The organism is Enterococcus sp. AMC1623 (assembly GCF_058216495.1).
On the sequence record NZ_CM177096.1, the window covers coordinates 2680001 to 2695701 of the forward strand.

General features: G+C 36.8%; 13 protein-coding genes and 1 riboswitch. Of the genes, 12 read left to right on the plus strand and 1 reads right to left on the minus strand.

What is annotated here, in order from left to right; genetic code table 11:
* Positions 1-27 precede the first annotated feature (27 nt).
* A riboswitch (SMK box riboswitch) is annotated at positions 28-112 on the plus strand.
* The 8 genes from metK to AC4BC7_RS13020 all read left to right on the plus strand — a co-directional run bounded on the left by metK (position 110) and on the right by AC4BC7_RS13020 (position 9360).
* Positions 110-1300 carry a methionine adenosyltransferase gene (metK, locus tag AC4BC7_RS12985; protein WP_207942307.1) on the plus strand — a complete coding sequence of 397 codons (1191 nt, stop codon included), beginning with the start codon at positions 110-112 and terminating at the stop codon, positions 1298-1300. (Overlaps the previous riboswitch by 3 nt.)
* Positions 1301-1373: 73 nt before the next feature.
* The gene (locus tag AC4BC7_RS12990) at positions 1374-2849 is read left to right on the plus strand and encodes an MDR family MFS transporter (protein ID WP_490503043.1); all 1476 of its coding nucleotides are present in this window, start codon (positions 1374-1376) and stop codon (positions 2847-2849) included.
* 20 nt (positions 2850-2869) lie between these two features.
* On the plus strand, positions 2870-3649 hold the full coding sequence (locus AC4BC7_RS12995) for an alpha/beta hydrolase (RefSeq protein WP_207942305.1): 780 nt from the start codon (positions 2870-2872) through the stop codon (positions 3647-3649).
* 177 nt (positions 3650-3826) lie between these two features.
* Positions 3827-5872, plus strand: coding sequence for a BglG family transcription antiterminator (locus AC4BC7_RS13000; protein ID WP_207942304.1), 2046 nt, complete (start codon positions 3827-3829; stop codon positions 5870-5872).
* Positions 5872-6153 carry a PTS sugar transporter subunit IIB gene (locus AC4BC7_RS13005; RefSeq protein WP_207942303.1) on the plus strand — a complete coding sequence of 94 codons (282 nt, stop codon included), beginning with the start codon at positions 5872-5874 and terminating at the stop codon, positions 6151-6153. Before AC4BC7_RS13000 ends, AC4BC7_RS13005 begins: the two co-directional genes overlap by 1 nt.
* Positions 6154-6167: 14 nt before the next feature.
* Entirely contained in the window at positions 6168-7523 is a 1356-nt protein-coding gene (gene ulaA / locus AC4BC7_RS13010; RefSeq protein ID WP_207942302.1) for a PTS ascorbate transporter subunit IIC, read from the plus strand.
* A 15-nt stretch (positions 7524-7538) separates the two neighbouring features.
* A complete protein-coding gene (locus AC4BC7_RS13015) occupies positions 7539-8402 on the plus strand; it encodes a transketolase (RefSeq protein ID WP_490503044.1) in 864 nt (287 codons plus the stop codon).
* Positions 8395-9360, plus strand: coding sequence for a transketolase family protein (locus AC4BC7_RS13020; RefSeq protein ID WP_490503045.1), 966 nt, complete (start codon positions 8395-8397; stop codon positions 9358-9360). Before AC4BC7_RS13015 ends, AC4BC7_RS13020 begins: the two co-directional genes overlap by 8 nt.
* A gap of 151 nt (positions 9361-9511) precedes the next feature.
* Here AC4BC7_RS13020 and AC4BC7_RS13025 read toward each other — a convergent pair whose 3' ends face one another.
* A complete protein-coding gene (locus tag AC4BC7_RS13025) occupies positions 9512-10165 on the minus strand; it encodes a TetR family transcriptional regulator (protein WP_490503046.1) in 654 nt (217 codons plus the stop codon).
* A gap of 114 nt (positions 10166-10279) precedes the next feature.
* On the opposite strand from AC4BC7_RS13025, the gene AC4BC7_RS13030 reads away from it, so the two are divergent.
* The 4 genes from AC4BC7_RS13030 (at position 10280) to fabF (ending at position 15645) form a co-directional block, all read left to right on the plus strand.
* Entirely contained in the window at positions 10280-11989 is a 1710-nt protein-coding gene (locus AC4BC7_RS13030) for an ABC transporter ATP-binding protein (protein WP_207942298.1), read from the plus strand.
* Positions 11990-11991: 2 nt separating this feature from the next.
* Positions 11992-13761, plus strand: a complete 1770-nt coding sequence (locus AC4BC7_RS13035) for an ABC transporter ATP-binding protein (protein WP_490503047.1) — start codon at positions 11992-11994, stop codon at positions 13759-13761.
* A 112-nt stretch (positions 13762-13873) separates the two neighbouring features.
* The gene (locus tag AC4BC7_RS13040; RefSeq protein WP_207942296.1) at positions 13874-14416 is read left to right on the plus strand and encodes a TetR/AcrR family transcriptional regulator; all 543 of its coding nucleotides are present in this window, start codon (positions 13874-13876) and stop codon (positions 14414-14416) included.
* Positions 14413-15645 (plus strand): beta-ketoacyl-ACP synthase II, encoded by a 1233-nt coding sequence (gene fabF / locus AC4BC7_RS13045; RefSeq protein ID WP_207942295.1) that lies wholly within the window; start codon positions 14413-14415, stop codon positions 15643-15645. Before AC4BC7_RS13040 ends, fabF begins: the two co-directional genes overlap by 4 nt.
* The last annotated feature ends 56 nt before the right edge of the window (positions 15646-15701 follow it).

Below are 15701 nucleotides of genomic sequence, written 5' to 3' on the forward strand. Positions count from 1 at the left end.
TTTTTTTTATTAAATCTGCTATAATCAGACCGTTGCAAGTTCCCGAAAGGATTCATTTGTATAACAAATGGAGATGCCTTGTAACCGACAACTATTAGGGGGAATCATCATGACAGAAAGACATTTATTTACTTCAGAATCTGTTTCTGAAGGACATCCGGATAAAGTTGCTGATCAAATCAGTGATGCAATTTTAGACGCACTTTTAGAGAAGGATCCACTGGCGCGTGTGGCTTGTGAAACTTCTGTTACCACAGGATTAGTGTTAGTATTTGGAGAAGTTTCAACAACTGCGTATGTGGATATTCAAAAAGTAGTTCGTGAAACGATTAAAGAAATTGGTTATACACGAGCGAAATATGGTTTTGATGGCGATACAGTCGCTGTATTAGTTGCAATTGATGAGCAGTCACCAGATATTGCTCAAGGAGTCGATACCGCATTAGAAGCAAGAACTGAGAAAAAAGATAATTTAGATGAAATTGGCGCAGGAGACCAAGGTTTAATGTTTGGTTTTGCTGTAGATGAAACTCCAGAGTTCATGCCTTTACCTATATCTTTAAGTCATCGTTTAGTGAGACGTTTAGCAGAGTTACGTAAGACCGAAGAAATTTCTTATTTACGTCCAGATGCAAAATCGCAAGTCACTGTTGAATATGACGATCAAGGAAAACCGCAACGTGTGGATACGGTCGTTATTAGTACACAACATGATGACGCAACGGACAATGAAACAATTCATCGAGACGTTATTGAGAAAGTTATTAAAGAAGTCATTCCATCTGAATTATTAGATGATAAAACAAAATATTATATTAATCCAACTGGACGTTTTGTTATTGGTGGACCACAAGGAGATGCTGGTTTAACAGGGCGGAAAATTATTGTTGATACGTATGGCGGATATGCTCGTCATGGCGGCGGGGCTTTTTCAGGAAAAGATGCGACAAAAGTTGACCGTTCAGCAAGTTATGCCGCTCGTTACATTGCTAAAAATATTGTGGCGGCCAAATTAGCTTCTAAAGTAGAAGTTCAATTAGCCTATGCAATTGGTGTAGCACAGCCTGTATCCATTTCGATTGATACATTCGGCACAGGCAAAGTTTCTCAAGCAAAACTAGTCGAAGCAGTAAGGGAGAACTTTGATTTACGTCCGGCTGGAATTATCGAAATGCTAGACTTGCGTCGACCAATTTATCGACAAACTGCAGCATATGGACATTTTGGTCGTACAGATATCAACTTACCATGGGAACAAACGGATAAAGTAGACAGTTTGTTGGCAAGTGTGAAGGAATAACAGAGGCGATCTCTATTGATGAATCAATAGGGATCGTCTTTATTTTTTGAAATAGAATGAAGGAAGTGTAAGGATGGAAAGAAAAACAAATACAATGATTGTAACTATTGCCATTTTTGTTGCAACATTTATGACAGCAGTTGAAGGAACGATTGTAACTACTGCTATGCCAACAATTGTTGGTTCATTACATGGCATTGAAATTATGAACTGGGTATTTTCAATTTATTTATTAACGAATGCTATGTTAACCCCTATTTATGGAAAACTAGCGGATAAAGTAGGGCGTAAACCCATTTTTATTTTTGGAACGGTAGTCTTCATTATTGGTTCTGCTTTATGTGGGCTGTCTAATGCTATGTTGCCATTGATTATCTCACGTGCCATTCAGGGAATTGGTGCTGGAGCTATGATGCCAGTTGCTTTAACAATTTTAGCTGATTTATATGACACAGAAAAAAGAGCGCGCATGCTTGGTTTAAACAGCACAGCTTGGGGCGTAGCTAGTGTTGTGGGTCCGTTAGCGGGTGGAGTGATTGTCGATACCATTGGTTGGCACTGGATTTTTTTTATTAATGTACCTATTGGTATTTTATTAATTGCTCTGATTACTGTTTTCTTGGTTGAACCCAAACGTGAGAAAGATACGAAGAAAATGGACTTTTTGGGAAGTACTTTTTTAATGCTGATTCTATTGAGTTTATTATTAGGTTTCCAATATTTAAGTGAGCCAAATGCGACATTCAAAGTTATCGGTCTTTTTGCATTAACGATTGTGTCATTTATTTTATTTATTATAGTAGAAAAGCGTGCGGAAGATCCGGTCATTTCACTGAGATTATTTACAAACCATGTTTTTGTAATTGTTAATATTGTGGCAGCATTATCTAGTGGTTTCTTAATGGGAATTGAAGTTTATATTCCGATGTGGATGCAAGGAGTGTTGGGCTTAAGTGCGGGTATTGGTGGTTTGGTCTTAGCACCGTTGTCTATTATGTGGGTAATGGGTTCATCAATGGCGAGTCGCTGGATGACGACTAAGACGGTCCAGTGGGTATTAACAGCGAGTTTATTGATTATTTTAGTTGGCAGTTTAGGGTTATTTTTGGCACCAGCTAAGACACCATTTATTGTCTTTATTTTATTATCGGCCATTACTGGAGTTGGTATGGGGGCTGTTACGGTTACTGGGACAGTAGTTGCTCAAAATAGTGTACCAGCTTCACAATTAGGAATGGCAACTTCATTTAACACATTAGTTCGAACGATTGGTCAAACCATTATGGTCTCGGTATTTGGTATTACCTTTAACATGGTAACTTCGACGCAACTAGCCAATGCTAATTTAACGGATGATCCAGATATTATGAACAAACTGGTTAATCCACAGACAGCGAAACTATTATCAGAGGATTTGTTAGTTCCTTTACGAGGGATTTTACATCAAGGCTTACAAGTTATTTACGGTTTTGCGGCTTGTTTAATTATTGTTGCCTTAATTTTTGCCCAAACACTTCGTAAAAAACGTGCTACAATAGATAAAAATTAGTAAGATAGCGAGGGAAATCAATGGCATTTTTACAAGCAAACGTATATTCAAATGAATTAGGCATGGAAGTTATGGTAAATGTGATTCTTCCACAACAGACAAAAAAGGCAATCGGTAAAGAGACAAAAGGTGCAGTAACTGATATTCCCGTCTTGTATTTACTTCATGGCATGAATGGCAATCATAGTGTCTGGGAACGTCGAACATCGATTGAACGATATGTATCTGATTTAGGCTTAGCGGTTATTATGCCGTCGACCGATTTAGGATTTTACACAGATACAACTTACGATATGAATTATTGGACGTTTATTTCTGAAGAATTACCAAAAATTTGTCATGAATTATTTCCACAATTATCAACGAAACGTGAAAAAACATTTGCCGCGGGACTATCGATGGGTGGTTACGGGGCGATCAAGTTAGGCTTACGGAAACCTGAAAAATTTGCCGCAGTGGCTTCTTTATCTGGTGCTTTAGCTATAGCAGAAAGCTCCGATTCTTTTTTAGAAATTCGTGGAAAAAATTATTGGGAAGGTATTTTTGGTCCTTTGGATAAAATCAAGGGTTCTGAAAATGACTTAATCCATTTAATCAAAAAAACAGATAAAAAACAGGCACCGCGTTTCTTCATCACTTGTGGTACAGAAGATGGGTTATATGAAGCGAGTGTCTATGCGACAGAACAGATGAAAAAACGACGCTTGGATGTGACCTTTGAAGAGGGTCCAGGAGCCCATGATTGGGATTTCTGGGACAAATGGATTCAGCGTGTGTTAGTTTGGTTAGAGGAAAAATAAAAATTAAAAACCGTATGCTTGTTATTTTTTATTGACAGGCATGCGGTTTTCTTTAGTATAAAATATAGCTTATTGGCGTTCGGTCTAATGAAAACGTTTTTCTGTAAATAAATTGGACTCAAACAAGCTTTAACTGAAAACGCTTTTAAATTATGATGAAAACATGGAGGTGAGGTTATGTTGGATTATCATTTACAAAAATTATTTCAATCAAAGTTATATGGTTCGCGTATTTCTCTAGAGGAGTTAGCGTTATATATTGAGATCGATCCGCAACGACTGTCTAAACAAATTCGTGAAGTAAACACTTTTTTGAAAGCAAAGAAACAACCGGAGTTTCGTTTTGTAGATGAGGATATTCAACTACCAGAAAAAATAAGTTTTAGTTGGGCTGAATTAAAATTTCTAACTTCGCGTTATGACATTATTTTTTCTGAAATTGAACGCCAACGACTCATCTTTTTATATTGCTTTTTGGATGTTGATAATTTATCAGTTTTTCATTTTCAAGATTTTTTACAAGTGAGTAAAAATACGATTTTAGCCGATATTAAAAAGTTAAGAGAATATCTTAGTGAAAATGAAATTGAGCTAGTCTATCAACGAAAGTCAGGATTTTATTTGTCAGGGAATGAATTGCAAATTCGGGTGTTAGGTCGAAATTTTGTTTCTGAATTATTAGATAATGAGTCAGGTTACTGGGGCTTAACTGCTCTGCAAGAAAAATTACCACAAAATGATTATTTAGTCTTTCGGCAGCATTTAAAGCAGGCGTTGCAAGAACAAAAGTTAACGGTTGTTCCTAGTAGAGTGGAAGAAGTTTCCCATTATATTACGTTTTTAAGTATGCGTGTTCAAGATTATCGTGTGGTTTTTTCTAATGAGGAATATGAGCTTTTAGGAGCTTTAGATGCTCAACATGTTGCCAAAAAGTTTATTGCGCTAACGCCAGCGTTTGATTATCCAAACGAAGCATTATTTTTAACGAGTTTAGTAATGACAGTTGTTGAAGGCAGCATTCAAGATTCATCACTGGATTATTTGTTACAATGTGCCAATCAAATTATTCAACGGATTCAAACGTATAGTGCAATTGATTTTCGTGAACAAAGTCAAACGTTGTTGCATGTTTTTTATCATTTGGTGCCCTCTTTTTTTAGAATTTATTTTGGTTATCATTTACCAAATGCCTGGACCGATGTGGTGAAACGTCAGCATGGTGAATTATTTAAATTAACTCAAATTGCATTGAGCCCTTTGGAAAAGCTAACGAAAAAGCCAATTCCTGACAATGAAGTTGCCTATTTTACTATTTTATTTGGTGGTGAGATAGAAAGTCAAAAAGAAGTTCTTTCCAGGCAAGTACGCGCCTTGATTTTATGCCCGAATGGTATTAGTTCTTCTTTGATTATGCAAGCGGAATTAAAACAATTGTTTCCTAGCATTGATTTTAGCTTAACCAATTCAGTCAAAGAATTAGAAAATATTCCAGAAGATACCTATGATGTAATTTTTACTAATACGACATTGAATACCAAAAAACCGATGTATACGATTCAACCGATTATGACGATAAAAGAAAAACAGCGGTTGCTTGTCCAAGTCCAAGAAGAGCTATTGTTGCCAGGCGTGGCTATTTTATCTCCTGAACAAATTTTGAAAATTATTGAGCCTTATATCGAATTACGCAAAGGGGTCAAAACAGAAAAATTGTTAGATATTTTAACAAAGAAGATGATGACAATCCAAAAAAATAAGGAGGACGAACGACCGATGCTTTCAGAACTAATTACATCTGACATGATTCAATTGACAGATGAACAATTAAATTGGGAACAAGCGATTCAACTTGCAGCAAAACCTCTGCTTGAGCAAGGAAAAATTGAAGATAGTTATATTGAAGCGATGATCAGCAAAGTAAAACAATATGGAGCATTTATCCATATTGGTAAAAATATCGCTTTACCTCATGCGCGTCCAGAAGATGGTGTGAATGAATTAGGGATGTCTCTTTTGAAAACATCTGAACCCGTGTTGTTGTTAGATGATGAGAAACACGCAATTACGTTGTTTATTTGTTTAGCAGCAGTCGACAATGATGCGCATTTACGTGCGTTGGCAAGTTTGACAAAGATTTTATCAAATGCCACTAATTTAGAGAAATTATTACATGCGACTAGTAAAGAAGAAATTCAAAACATATTAAAAGGAGAAGATGAATAATGAAAATGGCAGCAGTTTGTGGATCAGGATTAGGTTCTAGTTTTATGGTGGAAATGAATATTAAAACGGTGTTAGGTGAATTAGGAATTAATGATGTGGAAGTAAACCATTATGACGTAGGAAGTGCTGCACCTGAATTAGCAGATGTTTTCTTTGTAGGTGGCGACTTAGCAGATAGCGTCCAACATTTAGGAAATGTAGTAGTGCTAGATAGCATTATTGATATGGACGAATTAAGAGATAAAGTGAAAAAAGTAGCTGAAGAAAATAACTTAATTTAATAGGAGGAGCATCAATGAATGGAATTTTAGATGTATTAATTGATATTGCCAGTACCCCTGCGATATTGGTTGCTTTAATTGCAGTCTTAGGGTTAGTTTTACAGAAAAAACCAATTAGCGATATTATGCGTGGAGGAATTAAAACATTTGTTGGGTTCTTAGTTGTTACATCTGGTGCGAATGTAATTGTTGCTTCCTTAGAACCATTTGGCGAAATGTTTCAACAAGCTTTTAATGTATCGGGCGTTGTGCCAAATAACGAAGCAATTGTGGCATTAGCCTTAGAAGAATTTGGGACATATACCGCCCTAATTATGTTAGCCGGAATGTTTTTCAATATTGTGATTGCACGAGTGACGAAGTTTAAATACATTTATTTAACCGGGCATGCAATGTTATACATGGCGTGTTTAATCGCTGTTATTTTAACAACAACAGGCATGAAAGGTGCGGTATTAGTGCTTGTAGGTGGGTTAGCTTTAGGAATTGCCAATGCCATCTTCCCAGCAATTGCGCAACCATATACACGTATGATTACTAAAAATGATTCTGTGGCTTTAGGCCATACAGGAAACTTTGGGTATGCTTTTAGTGGTTTCATTGGCAAACTTGTAGGTAATAAAGAAAAATCAACCGAAGACATTAACTTTCCGAAAGGTTTAGCATTTTTACGAGATTCTACAGTAAGTATTACGTTAACGATGTCGGTAGTGTATGTTATTGTTGCGATTTTTGCAGGTGGCGATTATATCACAGCGAACTTGAGTGATGGCACAAATTCCATTATCTTTGCATTACAAAAAGCAGGAACGTTTGCTGCAGGTGTTTTTATTATCTTAGCGGGTGTTCGTTTAATTTTAGCTGAAATTGTGCCAGCATTTAAAGGAATTTCGGAAAAATTAGTACCAAATTCAATTCCGGCATTAGATTGTCCGATTGTCTTTCCTTATGCACCAAATGCAGTACTAATTGGTTTCTTCTCAAGTTTTCTTGGAGGAATTTTCAGTCTAGTAATTATGGCATTGACTGGTTCAGTCATTATTTTACCCGGCGTAGTGCCGCATTTCTTCTGTGGTGCGACTTCAGGTGTTTACGGGAATGCGACTGGTGGTTTACGTGGTGCTGTAGTTGGGTCATTTTTACAAGGAATTTTAATTAGCTTTATGCCAATTTTCTTAATGCCAGTTATGGGGAACCTTGGTTTTGCTGGTTCGACATTCTCAGATACTGACTATGGTGTGGTGGGTATCTTTATGGGAAGTATCGCAAATGTTGGGGGACAAATTGCGGTTATTTCAGGAATTGTTGCTGTATTAGTTGTGATGATTTTAATGACTATTTTTGGTAAAAAACAACAAACGAATAACTAAAGGAGTTCTGAAATCATGGATGAACAAACCGTAACACACTTGAGTATCTTAGCAGATAAAGTTCGTTTAGATACCTTGAAAACATTGAAAGATATGGGCTATGGACATCTGGGCGGTTCATTTTCAATTGCTGAGTTATTAGCTGTTTTATATGGAAAACAAATGAGAATTCGCCCGCAAGAACCGCAATGGGCGGATCGGGATCGTTTGGTTCTCTCAAAAGGGCATGCGGGTCCAGGACTATATGCGATGTTAGCGAATATGGGCTATTTTGACAAAAGTATGTTAGCAACTTTAAACGAAGGTGGCACGAATTTGCCTTCGCATCCCGATCGTTTAAAAACACCTGGTGTTGATGCAACGACAGGTTCATTAGGGCAAGGAACATCGGTGGCCGCAGGTATTGCAACGGGTTTACGTCTTGATAAAAAAGATAATTATGTCTATCTAATTTGTGGTGATGGTGAATTGAATGAAGGTCAATGTTGGGAAGCCTTTCAATATTTAGCTCATTTTAAATTAAACAATTGTATTGTCATCATTGACGATAACAAAAAACAATTGGATGGCTTAACAGTGGATATTATGAATCCTTTTGATTTTCAGAAAAAAATGGAGGCATTTGGTTTTTATACGCTAAAAGTCAAAGGCGATGACATTCGGGGAATTGATGCAGCGATTGAGGAATTGAAATCAGTCAAAGACCAAGCAGTCTGTTTAGTATTAGATAGTATTAAAGGACAAGGTGTCCCGTATTTTGAAACGTTAAATGACAATCATTCTGTGAAATTTAACAACGATGAAATTAATCAAGCGGCAGAAGAAACTATTGTGGCACTTGAAAAATCCATTAAGGAGCGTGAACAAGTCAATGTTTAAACAAATTGAAACCGCAGAACTTGGTAAAGAACTCCGGATGGTAGTGGTAGACACGATTAAAGAGTTGATGGATGAAAACAAGCGCGTGATTGCTTTAGATGCTGATTTGGGAAGTGCCAGTGGTTGGACGACGCTAGAAGGAACAAACAAAGAACGCTTCTTTAATATGGGGATTGCTGAAGCCAATATGGTTGGTGTCGCAGCCGGTTTAAGTTTAACCAATTATATTCCATTTATTCATACATTTGGTCCCTTTGCAACGAGACGGGTCTTTGACCAAATGTTTATTTCTGGAGGTTACGCAGGTAATACGATTAATGTTTATGGTTCTGATCCAGGTTTTGCAGCAGGACCAAATGGCGGAACACATACGACATGGGAAGATGTAGCGTTAATGCGCATGGTTCCAAACGCAACTATTTGCGATGCTGCTGATGAAGTACAAATGGAATGGATTATTCGTACCTTTAGCCACTTACAAGGAGTTCATTATGTTCGAGGCAATCGCAAAGCTGTTCATAAGGTCTATGCGCCAGGCTCTACTTTTAAATTAGGTAAAGGCAATCTTTTGCAAGAAGGAAACGACATTTTATTAGTAGCCGCCGGACAGTTGGTCTATGAAACCTTGCAACTGGCCAAACAACTTGTGCAAGAAGGCTATTCCGTTGCAGTGATTGATATGTTTACGATTAAACCGTTAGATAAAGAATTACTGTTAGCACAAAGTAAAGATAAAAAACTCATTATCACGATTGAGAATCATTCGATTAATGGTGGATTAGGTAGTGCAGTTGCGGAAACACTAGCAGAAAATGGCTGTGGTATTCCTTTGCAACGAATTGGTGTGAATGAGCGTTTTGGCCAAGTTGGCACGCCAGATTTCTTACAAGCGGAATTTGGATTAACAACAGATAAAATTTACGAACAAGTTCAACCGAATCTAGCCAACCTAAATTAATAAAAACGACCAATCTCCTTGTAGTGACCCCAAAAATTCTAACTTTTTGGGGTCACTACATCGGTAGGTTGGTCGTTTTTGGTACATACTAAATATCTTATTGTGAGAACGTATGTTCTGTGGTAAGCTATATAAGAATTACGAGGAAAAATTATTTTTTCAGTTGCTCCAAACCTAAAAGATAGATTTTAACGCTACTCATAAAAATCTCTTTGACATCAATTATTTGCTCACGTTGTGAAAGAGCAAAATTAAAGGATTCGAGCGATTGTTCTTGCGCATAATGACGCATCCACTGAACGGATTGCAGCAGATAGTGATTGCCATCTATAATTTTTTGAGTGAGCTGCTCTTCTTTTTGTTGGTCAATTAAATAGCCAATTAACAAATAATGCAGAGAGATAACAGCATGGCGACTCTGTGCCAAGCTATAACCTTGTTGTAACAATAATTGATTCATTGTTTCAATATGTTCCAAGCGACTTGCATAGGCCGGAACGGTATTGATTTCTAATTCTGCGCCACAGGGAAATTGGGTGTATAAATCATAATACGCATTCATAAAGGCGATTAGTTGTTCCGTTGCTTCAAGCGAGGAATCAGGTAAACACAAGTGTTGTTCCATTGTTTCCGCCATATTTTGTAATAAGTCTTGTTTGTCTTTGAAATACCAATAGATTGCCGGGGCTTTGACATTCAGTGCGTTGGCAAGATTACGCATTGATAATCCCTCAATACTACGTTTTTCAGCGAGAATGTCGAAGGCTATTTGAATAATTTTTTCCTTCGATAATTTTTGTTCCATGAAAGTCATCCTTTTAGTTGCAATTGATTTTTACTCGTGGTAAATTATTTATCTGCCTGTATTTTACAGTGTTAAATACAGGGTGTCAAATTTATAAAAAAAGGAGAAAAAACGATGGATTTAGTCTTAAAACATGTTAAGAAATACAAGCTTGCTGTATCGGTTTCCTTACTATCAGTGGTAGTAATGGTGATGGCTTCGTTATGGCAACCAAAGTTACTCCAACAAGTCTTAGAAGCAATTATTACTGAAAATAATGATGAAATGACGCAAATAGGTATTTATTTAATTGGATTAGCTATTTTAGGGTTAATTGCTGGTGTTCTTAATACAATTTTTTCAGCGAAAGTGGCACAAGGTGTGAGTGCTGACATTCGTGAAGAAGCCTTTCGCAAAGTGCAAACCTTCTCATTTGGAAATATCGAAAAATTTTCAGCGGGAAATATTGTGGTTCGTTTAACGAATGACGTCAATCAAATTCAAAACTTAGTGATGATTACCTTGCAATCACTGTTTCGTATTCCTATCCTCTTTATTGGAAGCTTCATTTTAGCAATGATTACTTTACCCCAATTATGGTGGATTATTGTGACTTTGATTGTGGCAGTGTTAGTCATTACAGGCTTGTCATTCACTAGTATGGGCAAACATTTTATGATTATTCAAAATTTAATCGATAAAATAAACAATATTGCCAAAGAAAATCTAATGGGTGTTCGGGTTGTAAAATCATTTGTTCAAGAAAAAAATCAACTGGATTATTTTAGTAAAGTCAGTGATGATTTAACCAAACACAATATTATTGTGGGAACGTTATTTTCAGTGATGATTCCAGGCTTTATGTTGGCTGCGAATTTAGCTGTAGTAGGGGCTATTTTCTTTGTGAGTCATCTAGTCAAAGATGATCCAACTGTCATCGGTGGAATTGCTTCATTTATGAACTATTTGATGCAAATTATGATGGCAATTATTATTGGAGGCATGATGATGATGATGACATCGCGTGCAGCAGTTTCCTTGAAGCGTATCAAAGAAATTTTAGCTGCTGAACCTGATGTGACGTATGCCGATGTTCCGGAACAAGTGTTGACAGGTAGTGTCGTATTCGACCATGTCTCATTCCGTTACCCAGGCGATGAGAAAGATACTTTAAAAGATATTAGTTTTACTATTCAATCAGGAGAAATGATTGGGATTGTGGGCGCAACTGGTTCTGGTAAGTCAACCTTAGCGCAATTGATTCCTCGTTTATTTGACCCAACTTCAGGAAAAGTTGAAGTTGGTGGTGTTGATTTAACACAAGTTAATGAACGTAGCCTACGCGAGACGGTTTCTTTTGTTCTTCAACGAGCAATTCTTTTCTCAGGAACAATTGCTGACAATTTACGTCATGGTAAAAAAGATGCAACTGAACAAGACATGACACGTGCAACTAAAATTGCTCAAGCTCGTGAATTTATTGAAAAATTACCAGATGGCTACAATGCAACTGTTGAAGAACGTAGTGCCAACTTCTCAGGTGGTCAAAAACAACGACTATCTATTTCCCGCGGTGTTATCGGTAATCCTAAAATTTTGATTTTAGATGATAGTACCAGTGCTTTAGATGCCCGCTCAGAACGTTTGGTACGTGAAGCATTAGATCGTGAATTGAAAGAGACGACCACTATTGTCATTGCCCAAAAAATTGCTTCAGTGGTGAAAGCAGACCGTATTTTAGTGCTTGATGAAGGACGATTAGTGGGTGAAGGTACCCATAGTGAATTGGTAGCAACCAATCCAATTTATCAAGAAATTTTTGAAACACAAAAAGGAGCGGAGTAAGCATGACTGATTTAGTAAAAGCAAGTAAATTTTTCTATCATTATTTGAAACGTTACAGAGCATCTTTTTTCTTTATTTTTGTGACAATCATTTTAGCAACCTATCTTCAAGTAAAAGCTCCGCAATTTGTGGGTGAAGCTTTTCAAGAGTTAGCAAACTATGTTGGTGGGTTGATGCAAGGTGTCGATGATAAGAGCAAGTTTATTGCGGTTGTTTGGAAATTGCTTATTTTTTATGTTTTAGCAAGTGCTGCCAACTTTATTTATAGTATTTTATTTACACAAGTTGTCGGAAAATCAACGAACCGTATGCGGATTGGTTTGTTTAATAAATTAGAAAAATTAACCATCCGTTTTTTTGATTCGCATCAAGATGGAGAAATTTTAAGTCGCTTTACCAGTGATTTGGATAATATTCAAAATAGTTTAAACCAAGCGTTATTACAATTTTTTACAAATATCGCCTTATTAGTCGGTATCTTAATTATGATGTTCCAACAAAATGTCACTTTAGCCTGGGCAACGGTTGCTTCAACACCGATTGCTGTGCTTTTAGCTGTTGTAATTATTCAAAAAGCCAGAAAATACGTGAATATCCAACAAGATGAAGTGGGGAAATTGAACGGCTATATGGATGAAAAAATAAGTGGTCAACGAATTATTATTACGAATGGCTTACAGGAAGAAACGATTGATGGCTTTTTAGAGCATAATGAAAAAGTGCGTCAGGCAACCTTTAAAGGTCAAGTTTATTCAGGAATGCTGTTTCCATTGATGCAAGGTATGTCTTTAGTGAACACAGCAATCGTCATTTTCTTAGGTGGTTGGTTAGCCTTAAATGGAGACTTAGAACGAGCAACTGCGCTAGGATTAGTCGTTATGTTCGTCCAATATTCGCAACAGTATTACCGTCCATTAATGGAGATTTCTTCTGGATATAGTATGATCCAATTAGCTATTACGGGTGCCCGTCGTTTGAATGAAATGTTTGATGAACCAGATGAAGTGAAACCTGTGAATGCGCCTAAAATTTCTGGTGTTGAACAAGCAGTCGCTTTAAACCAGGTTGATTTTGGTTATAAAGAAGATCGGTTAATTTTAAAAGATGTGTCTATTCAAGTGAATAAAGGTGAAATGGTCGCTTTAGTGGGGCCAACTGGTTCAGGTAAAACGACAATTATGAACTTGTTAAATCGCTTTTACGATGTGAATAACGGTTCTGTGACGTTTGATGGTACTGATATTCGTGAAATCGATTTGGATAGTTTACGCCAAAACGTTGGAATTGTGTTACAAGATTCGGTCTTATTCTCAGGTACAATTCGTGAAAATATTGTTTTTGGGAAACCAGATGCAACCGATGAAGAAGTTGTCTATGCTGCCCAACAAGCGAATATTCACGATTTCATTATGAGTTTAGAAAAAGACTACGAGACACCAATTACTGAAGAAAATAGTGTCTTTAGTACAGGCCAAAAACAATTAATTAGTATTGCCCGTACAATTATTACCAATCCGGCCTTGTTAATTCTAGATGAAGCCACGAGTAATGTCGATACAGTAACCGAAGCAAAAATTCAAAAAGCTATGGATGAAGCAATTAAAGGACGTACGAGTTTTGTAATCGCCCATCGTCTAAAAACGATTTTGAATGCCGATCGGATTGTCGTCTTAAAAGATGGACAAGTAATTGAAGAAGGCAATCATCATGAATTGCTTGAACAAGCTGGTTTTTACGCAGAATTGTATTATAATCAATTTGTTTTCGAATAAAGAAGTAACCTGTAAAAATGTTTTTCATTTTTACAGGTTTTTATTTGTATTAAAATCTTGAAAAAAAATCATTTGTCGATTAAACTTACTTACAGGTAAGTAAGGAGGGCGTATGACTAAAAAGCTAGAAATTATCCAATTATCTGTACAATTTATTAAAAAAGCTAGTTTTAAAGATTTAAGCTATGATTATTTAGCGAAACAACTAGCGATTACTAAAACGGCCATACACTATTATTTTAAAAATAAAAAAGATTTAGGTTTGGCAATTTGTAATTATTTAGAAACAAGCTTGCAAGAGCAATTCAATTATTTCATGGAATATTCAAATGAAACCGCTTGGGAATTTATTCATCGGAGGCATCAAACGTTGTCTCAAGACGATATTTGTCCGATTGTCAGTTTACAGACAGACTTAAATGAATACGAGGAAGAAATGCAACTGGCAATTATCCATTTGGTAGCCAAGGAGTACCAAATTTATCGAGAAATATTGGCTCGCAATATGCCGATAACTAGTGCAGAAACATTGGCACAAATTCATTTATCTAGTATTAAAGGAGCTCAAATCTATAATCGCACCCTGAATGTTCCTTTTTCAGAGACGATTTTAAAAAAAATAAAACAAGAAATTGGAGAGGCTGAGAATACATGAGAAGAGTAGTAGTTACAGGATATGGAAGTATTTCTTCTAGCGGAAAAGATGCCAATGAACTATGGGAAAATGTTAGTTCAGGCGTTAGCGGAATCAAATTCATTCAAAACCCCTCTTTTACAGATTCACCGACAAAAATTGGGGGCTTCATTGAATCGTATGACATTGAGGCGTATTTAGATAAAAAAGAAATCAAGAAAACCGATCGTTTTACCCATTTTGCAACGATTAGTAGTTTTCAAGCATTAGAACAAGCACAGTTTGATGCAAAAGATTTTGATAGAACACGTTGTGGAGTATTTATTGGGACAGGAATTGGCGGTATTCAGTCATTAATAGAAAATGAACATGTTTTATCTGAAAAGGGGGCAAGGCGTGTATCGCCCTTAGTGGTTCCTAAAATGATTGCGAATATGGCAACAGGTTTTGTTTCGATTAAAACTGGTTTTCAAGGAGCAAGTATGTGCCCTATTTCTGCTTGTGCTACGGGTAATCAAGCCATTGGCGAAGCGTATTTAAATATCAAATATGGATTGAGTGATGCTATTTTAGCGGGAGGAACGGAAGCTTCGATTGTACCTTTAGCTTATGCTGGTTTTAGTAACATGAAGGCGATGTCCACCAATAATGAGCATCCTCAGCAAGCGTCACGTCCTTTTGATAAAAAAAGAGATGGTTTTGTGATGTCTGAGGGTGCGGGTGTGTTGTTTTTAGAAGAACTTTCTCATGCTCAAAAACGAGGAGCAACCATTCTAGGTGAAATTATTGGTTACGGCATGACGTCAGATGCGTATCATATGACAGCGCCGAGCTCAGAAGGTGCGGTGCGAGCAATGAAACAAGCGCTAGAAATGGCACAAATTGAAAGCAATGAGGTTGACTATTTGAATGCACATGCTACAAGTACTGGTGTGGGTGATATAGGAGAAACCAAAGCGATTAAAGAAGTTTTTGGTGACTACGCATATGAGCTTTTAATCAGTGCGACGAAATCAATGACTGGGCATTTATTAGGTGCGGCTGGAGGAATAGAAGCGATTATTTCTTTAAAAGCAATGGAAAATAATCTTTTGCCACCAACCATTAATTTGGATGATCCTGACGATGCTTGTGATTTAAACTATATTCCTAATCATAACGTCCAGCATGAAACAACGATTGTGATGAGTAATGGTTTTGGTTTTGGCGGGCATAATGCTACGCTTTTGATGAAAAAATATAGTGAATAATAAGAAGCCTTGAGCAATCTGTACCGACCCTCAAAAGTTAGACCAAAAATCTAACT

What these genes read in the sequence shown, in the direction of transcription:
- AC4BC7_RS13015 (WP_490503044.1), top strand. Translation starts at nt 7,539, where the DNA reads ATGGATGAACAAACCGTAACACACTTGAGTATCTTAGCAGATAAAGTT.
- AC4BC7_RS13020 (WP_490503045.1), top strand. Translation starts at nt 8,395, where the DNA reads ATGTTTAAACAAATTGAAACCGCAGAACTTGGTAAAGAACTCCGGATG.
- ulaA (WP_207942302.1), top strand. Translation starts at nt 6,168, where the DNA reads ATGAATGGAATTTTAGATGTATTAATTGATATTGCCAGTACCCCTGCG.
- AC4BC7_RS13025 (WP_490503046.1), bottom strand. Translation starts at nt 10,165, where the DNA reads ATGGAACAAAAATTATCGAAGGAAAAAATTATTCAAATAGCCTTCGAC.
- AC4BC7_RS13030 (WP_207942298.1), top strand. Translation starts at nt 10,280, where the DNA reads ATGGATTTAGTCTTAAAACATGTTAAGAAATACAAGCTTGCTGTATCG.
- AC4BC7_RS12990 (WP_490503043.1), top strand. Translation starts at nt 1,374, where the DNA reads ATGGAAAGAAAAACAAATACAATGATTGTAACTATTGCCATTTTTGTT.
- AC4BC7_RS12995 (WP_207942305.1), top strand. Translation starts at nt 2,870, where the DNA reads ATGGCATTTTTACAAGCAAACGTATATTCAAATGAATTAGGCATGGAA.
- AC4BC7_RS13035 (WP_490503047.1), top strand. Translation starts at nt 11,992, where the DNA reads ATGACTGATTTAGTAAAAGCAAGTAAATTTTTCTATCATTATTTGAAA.
- AC4BC7_RS13005 (WP_207942303.1), top strand. Translation starts at nt 5,872, where the DNA reads ATGAAAATGGCAGCAGTTTGTGGATCAGGATTAGGTTCTAGTTTTATG.
- AC4BC7_RS13000 (WP_207942304.1), top strand. Translation starts at nt 3,827, where the DNA reads ATGTTGGATTATCATTTACAAAAATTATTTCAATCAAAGTTATATGGT.
- AC4BC7_RS13040 (WP_207942296.1), top strand. Translation starts at nt 13,874, where the DNA reads ATGACTAAAAAGCTAGAAATTATCCAATTATCTGTACAATTTATTAAA.
- fabF (WP_207942295.1), top strand. Translation starts at nt 14,413, where the DNA reads ATGAGAAGAGTAGTAGTTACAGGATATGGAAGTATTTCTTCTAGCGGA.
- metK (WP_207942307.1), top strand. Translation starts at nt 110, where the DNA reads ATGACAGAAAGACATTTATTTACTTCAGAATCTGTTTCTGAAGGACAT.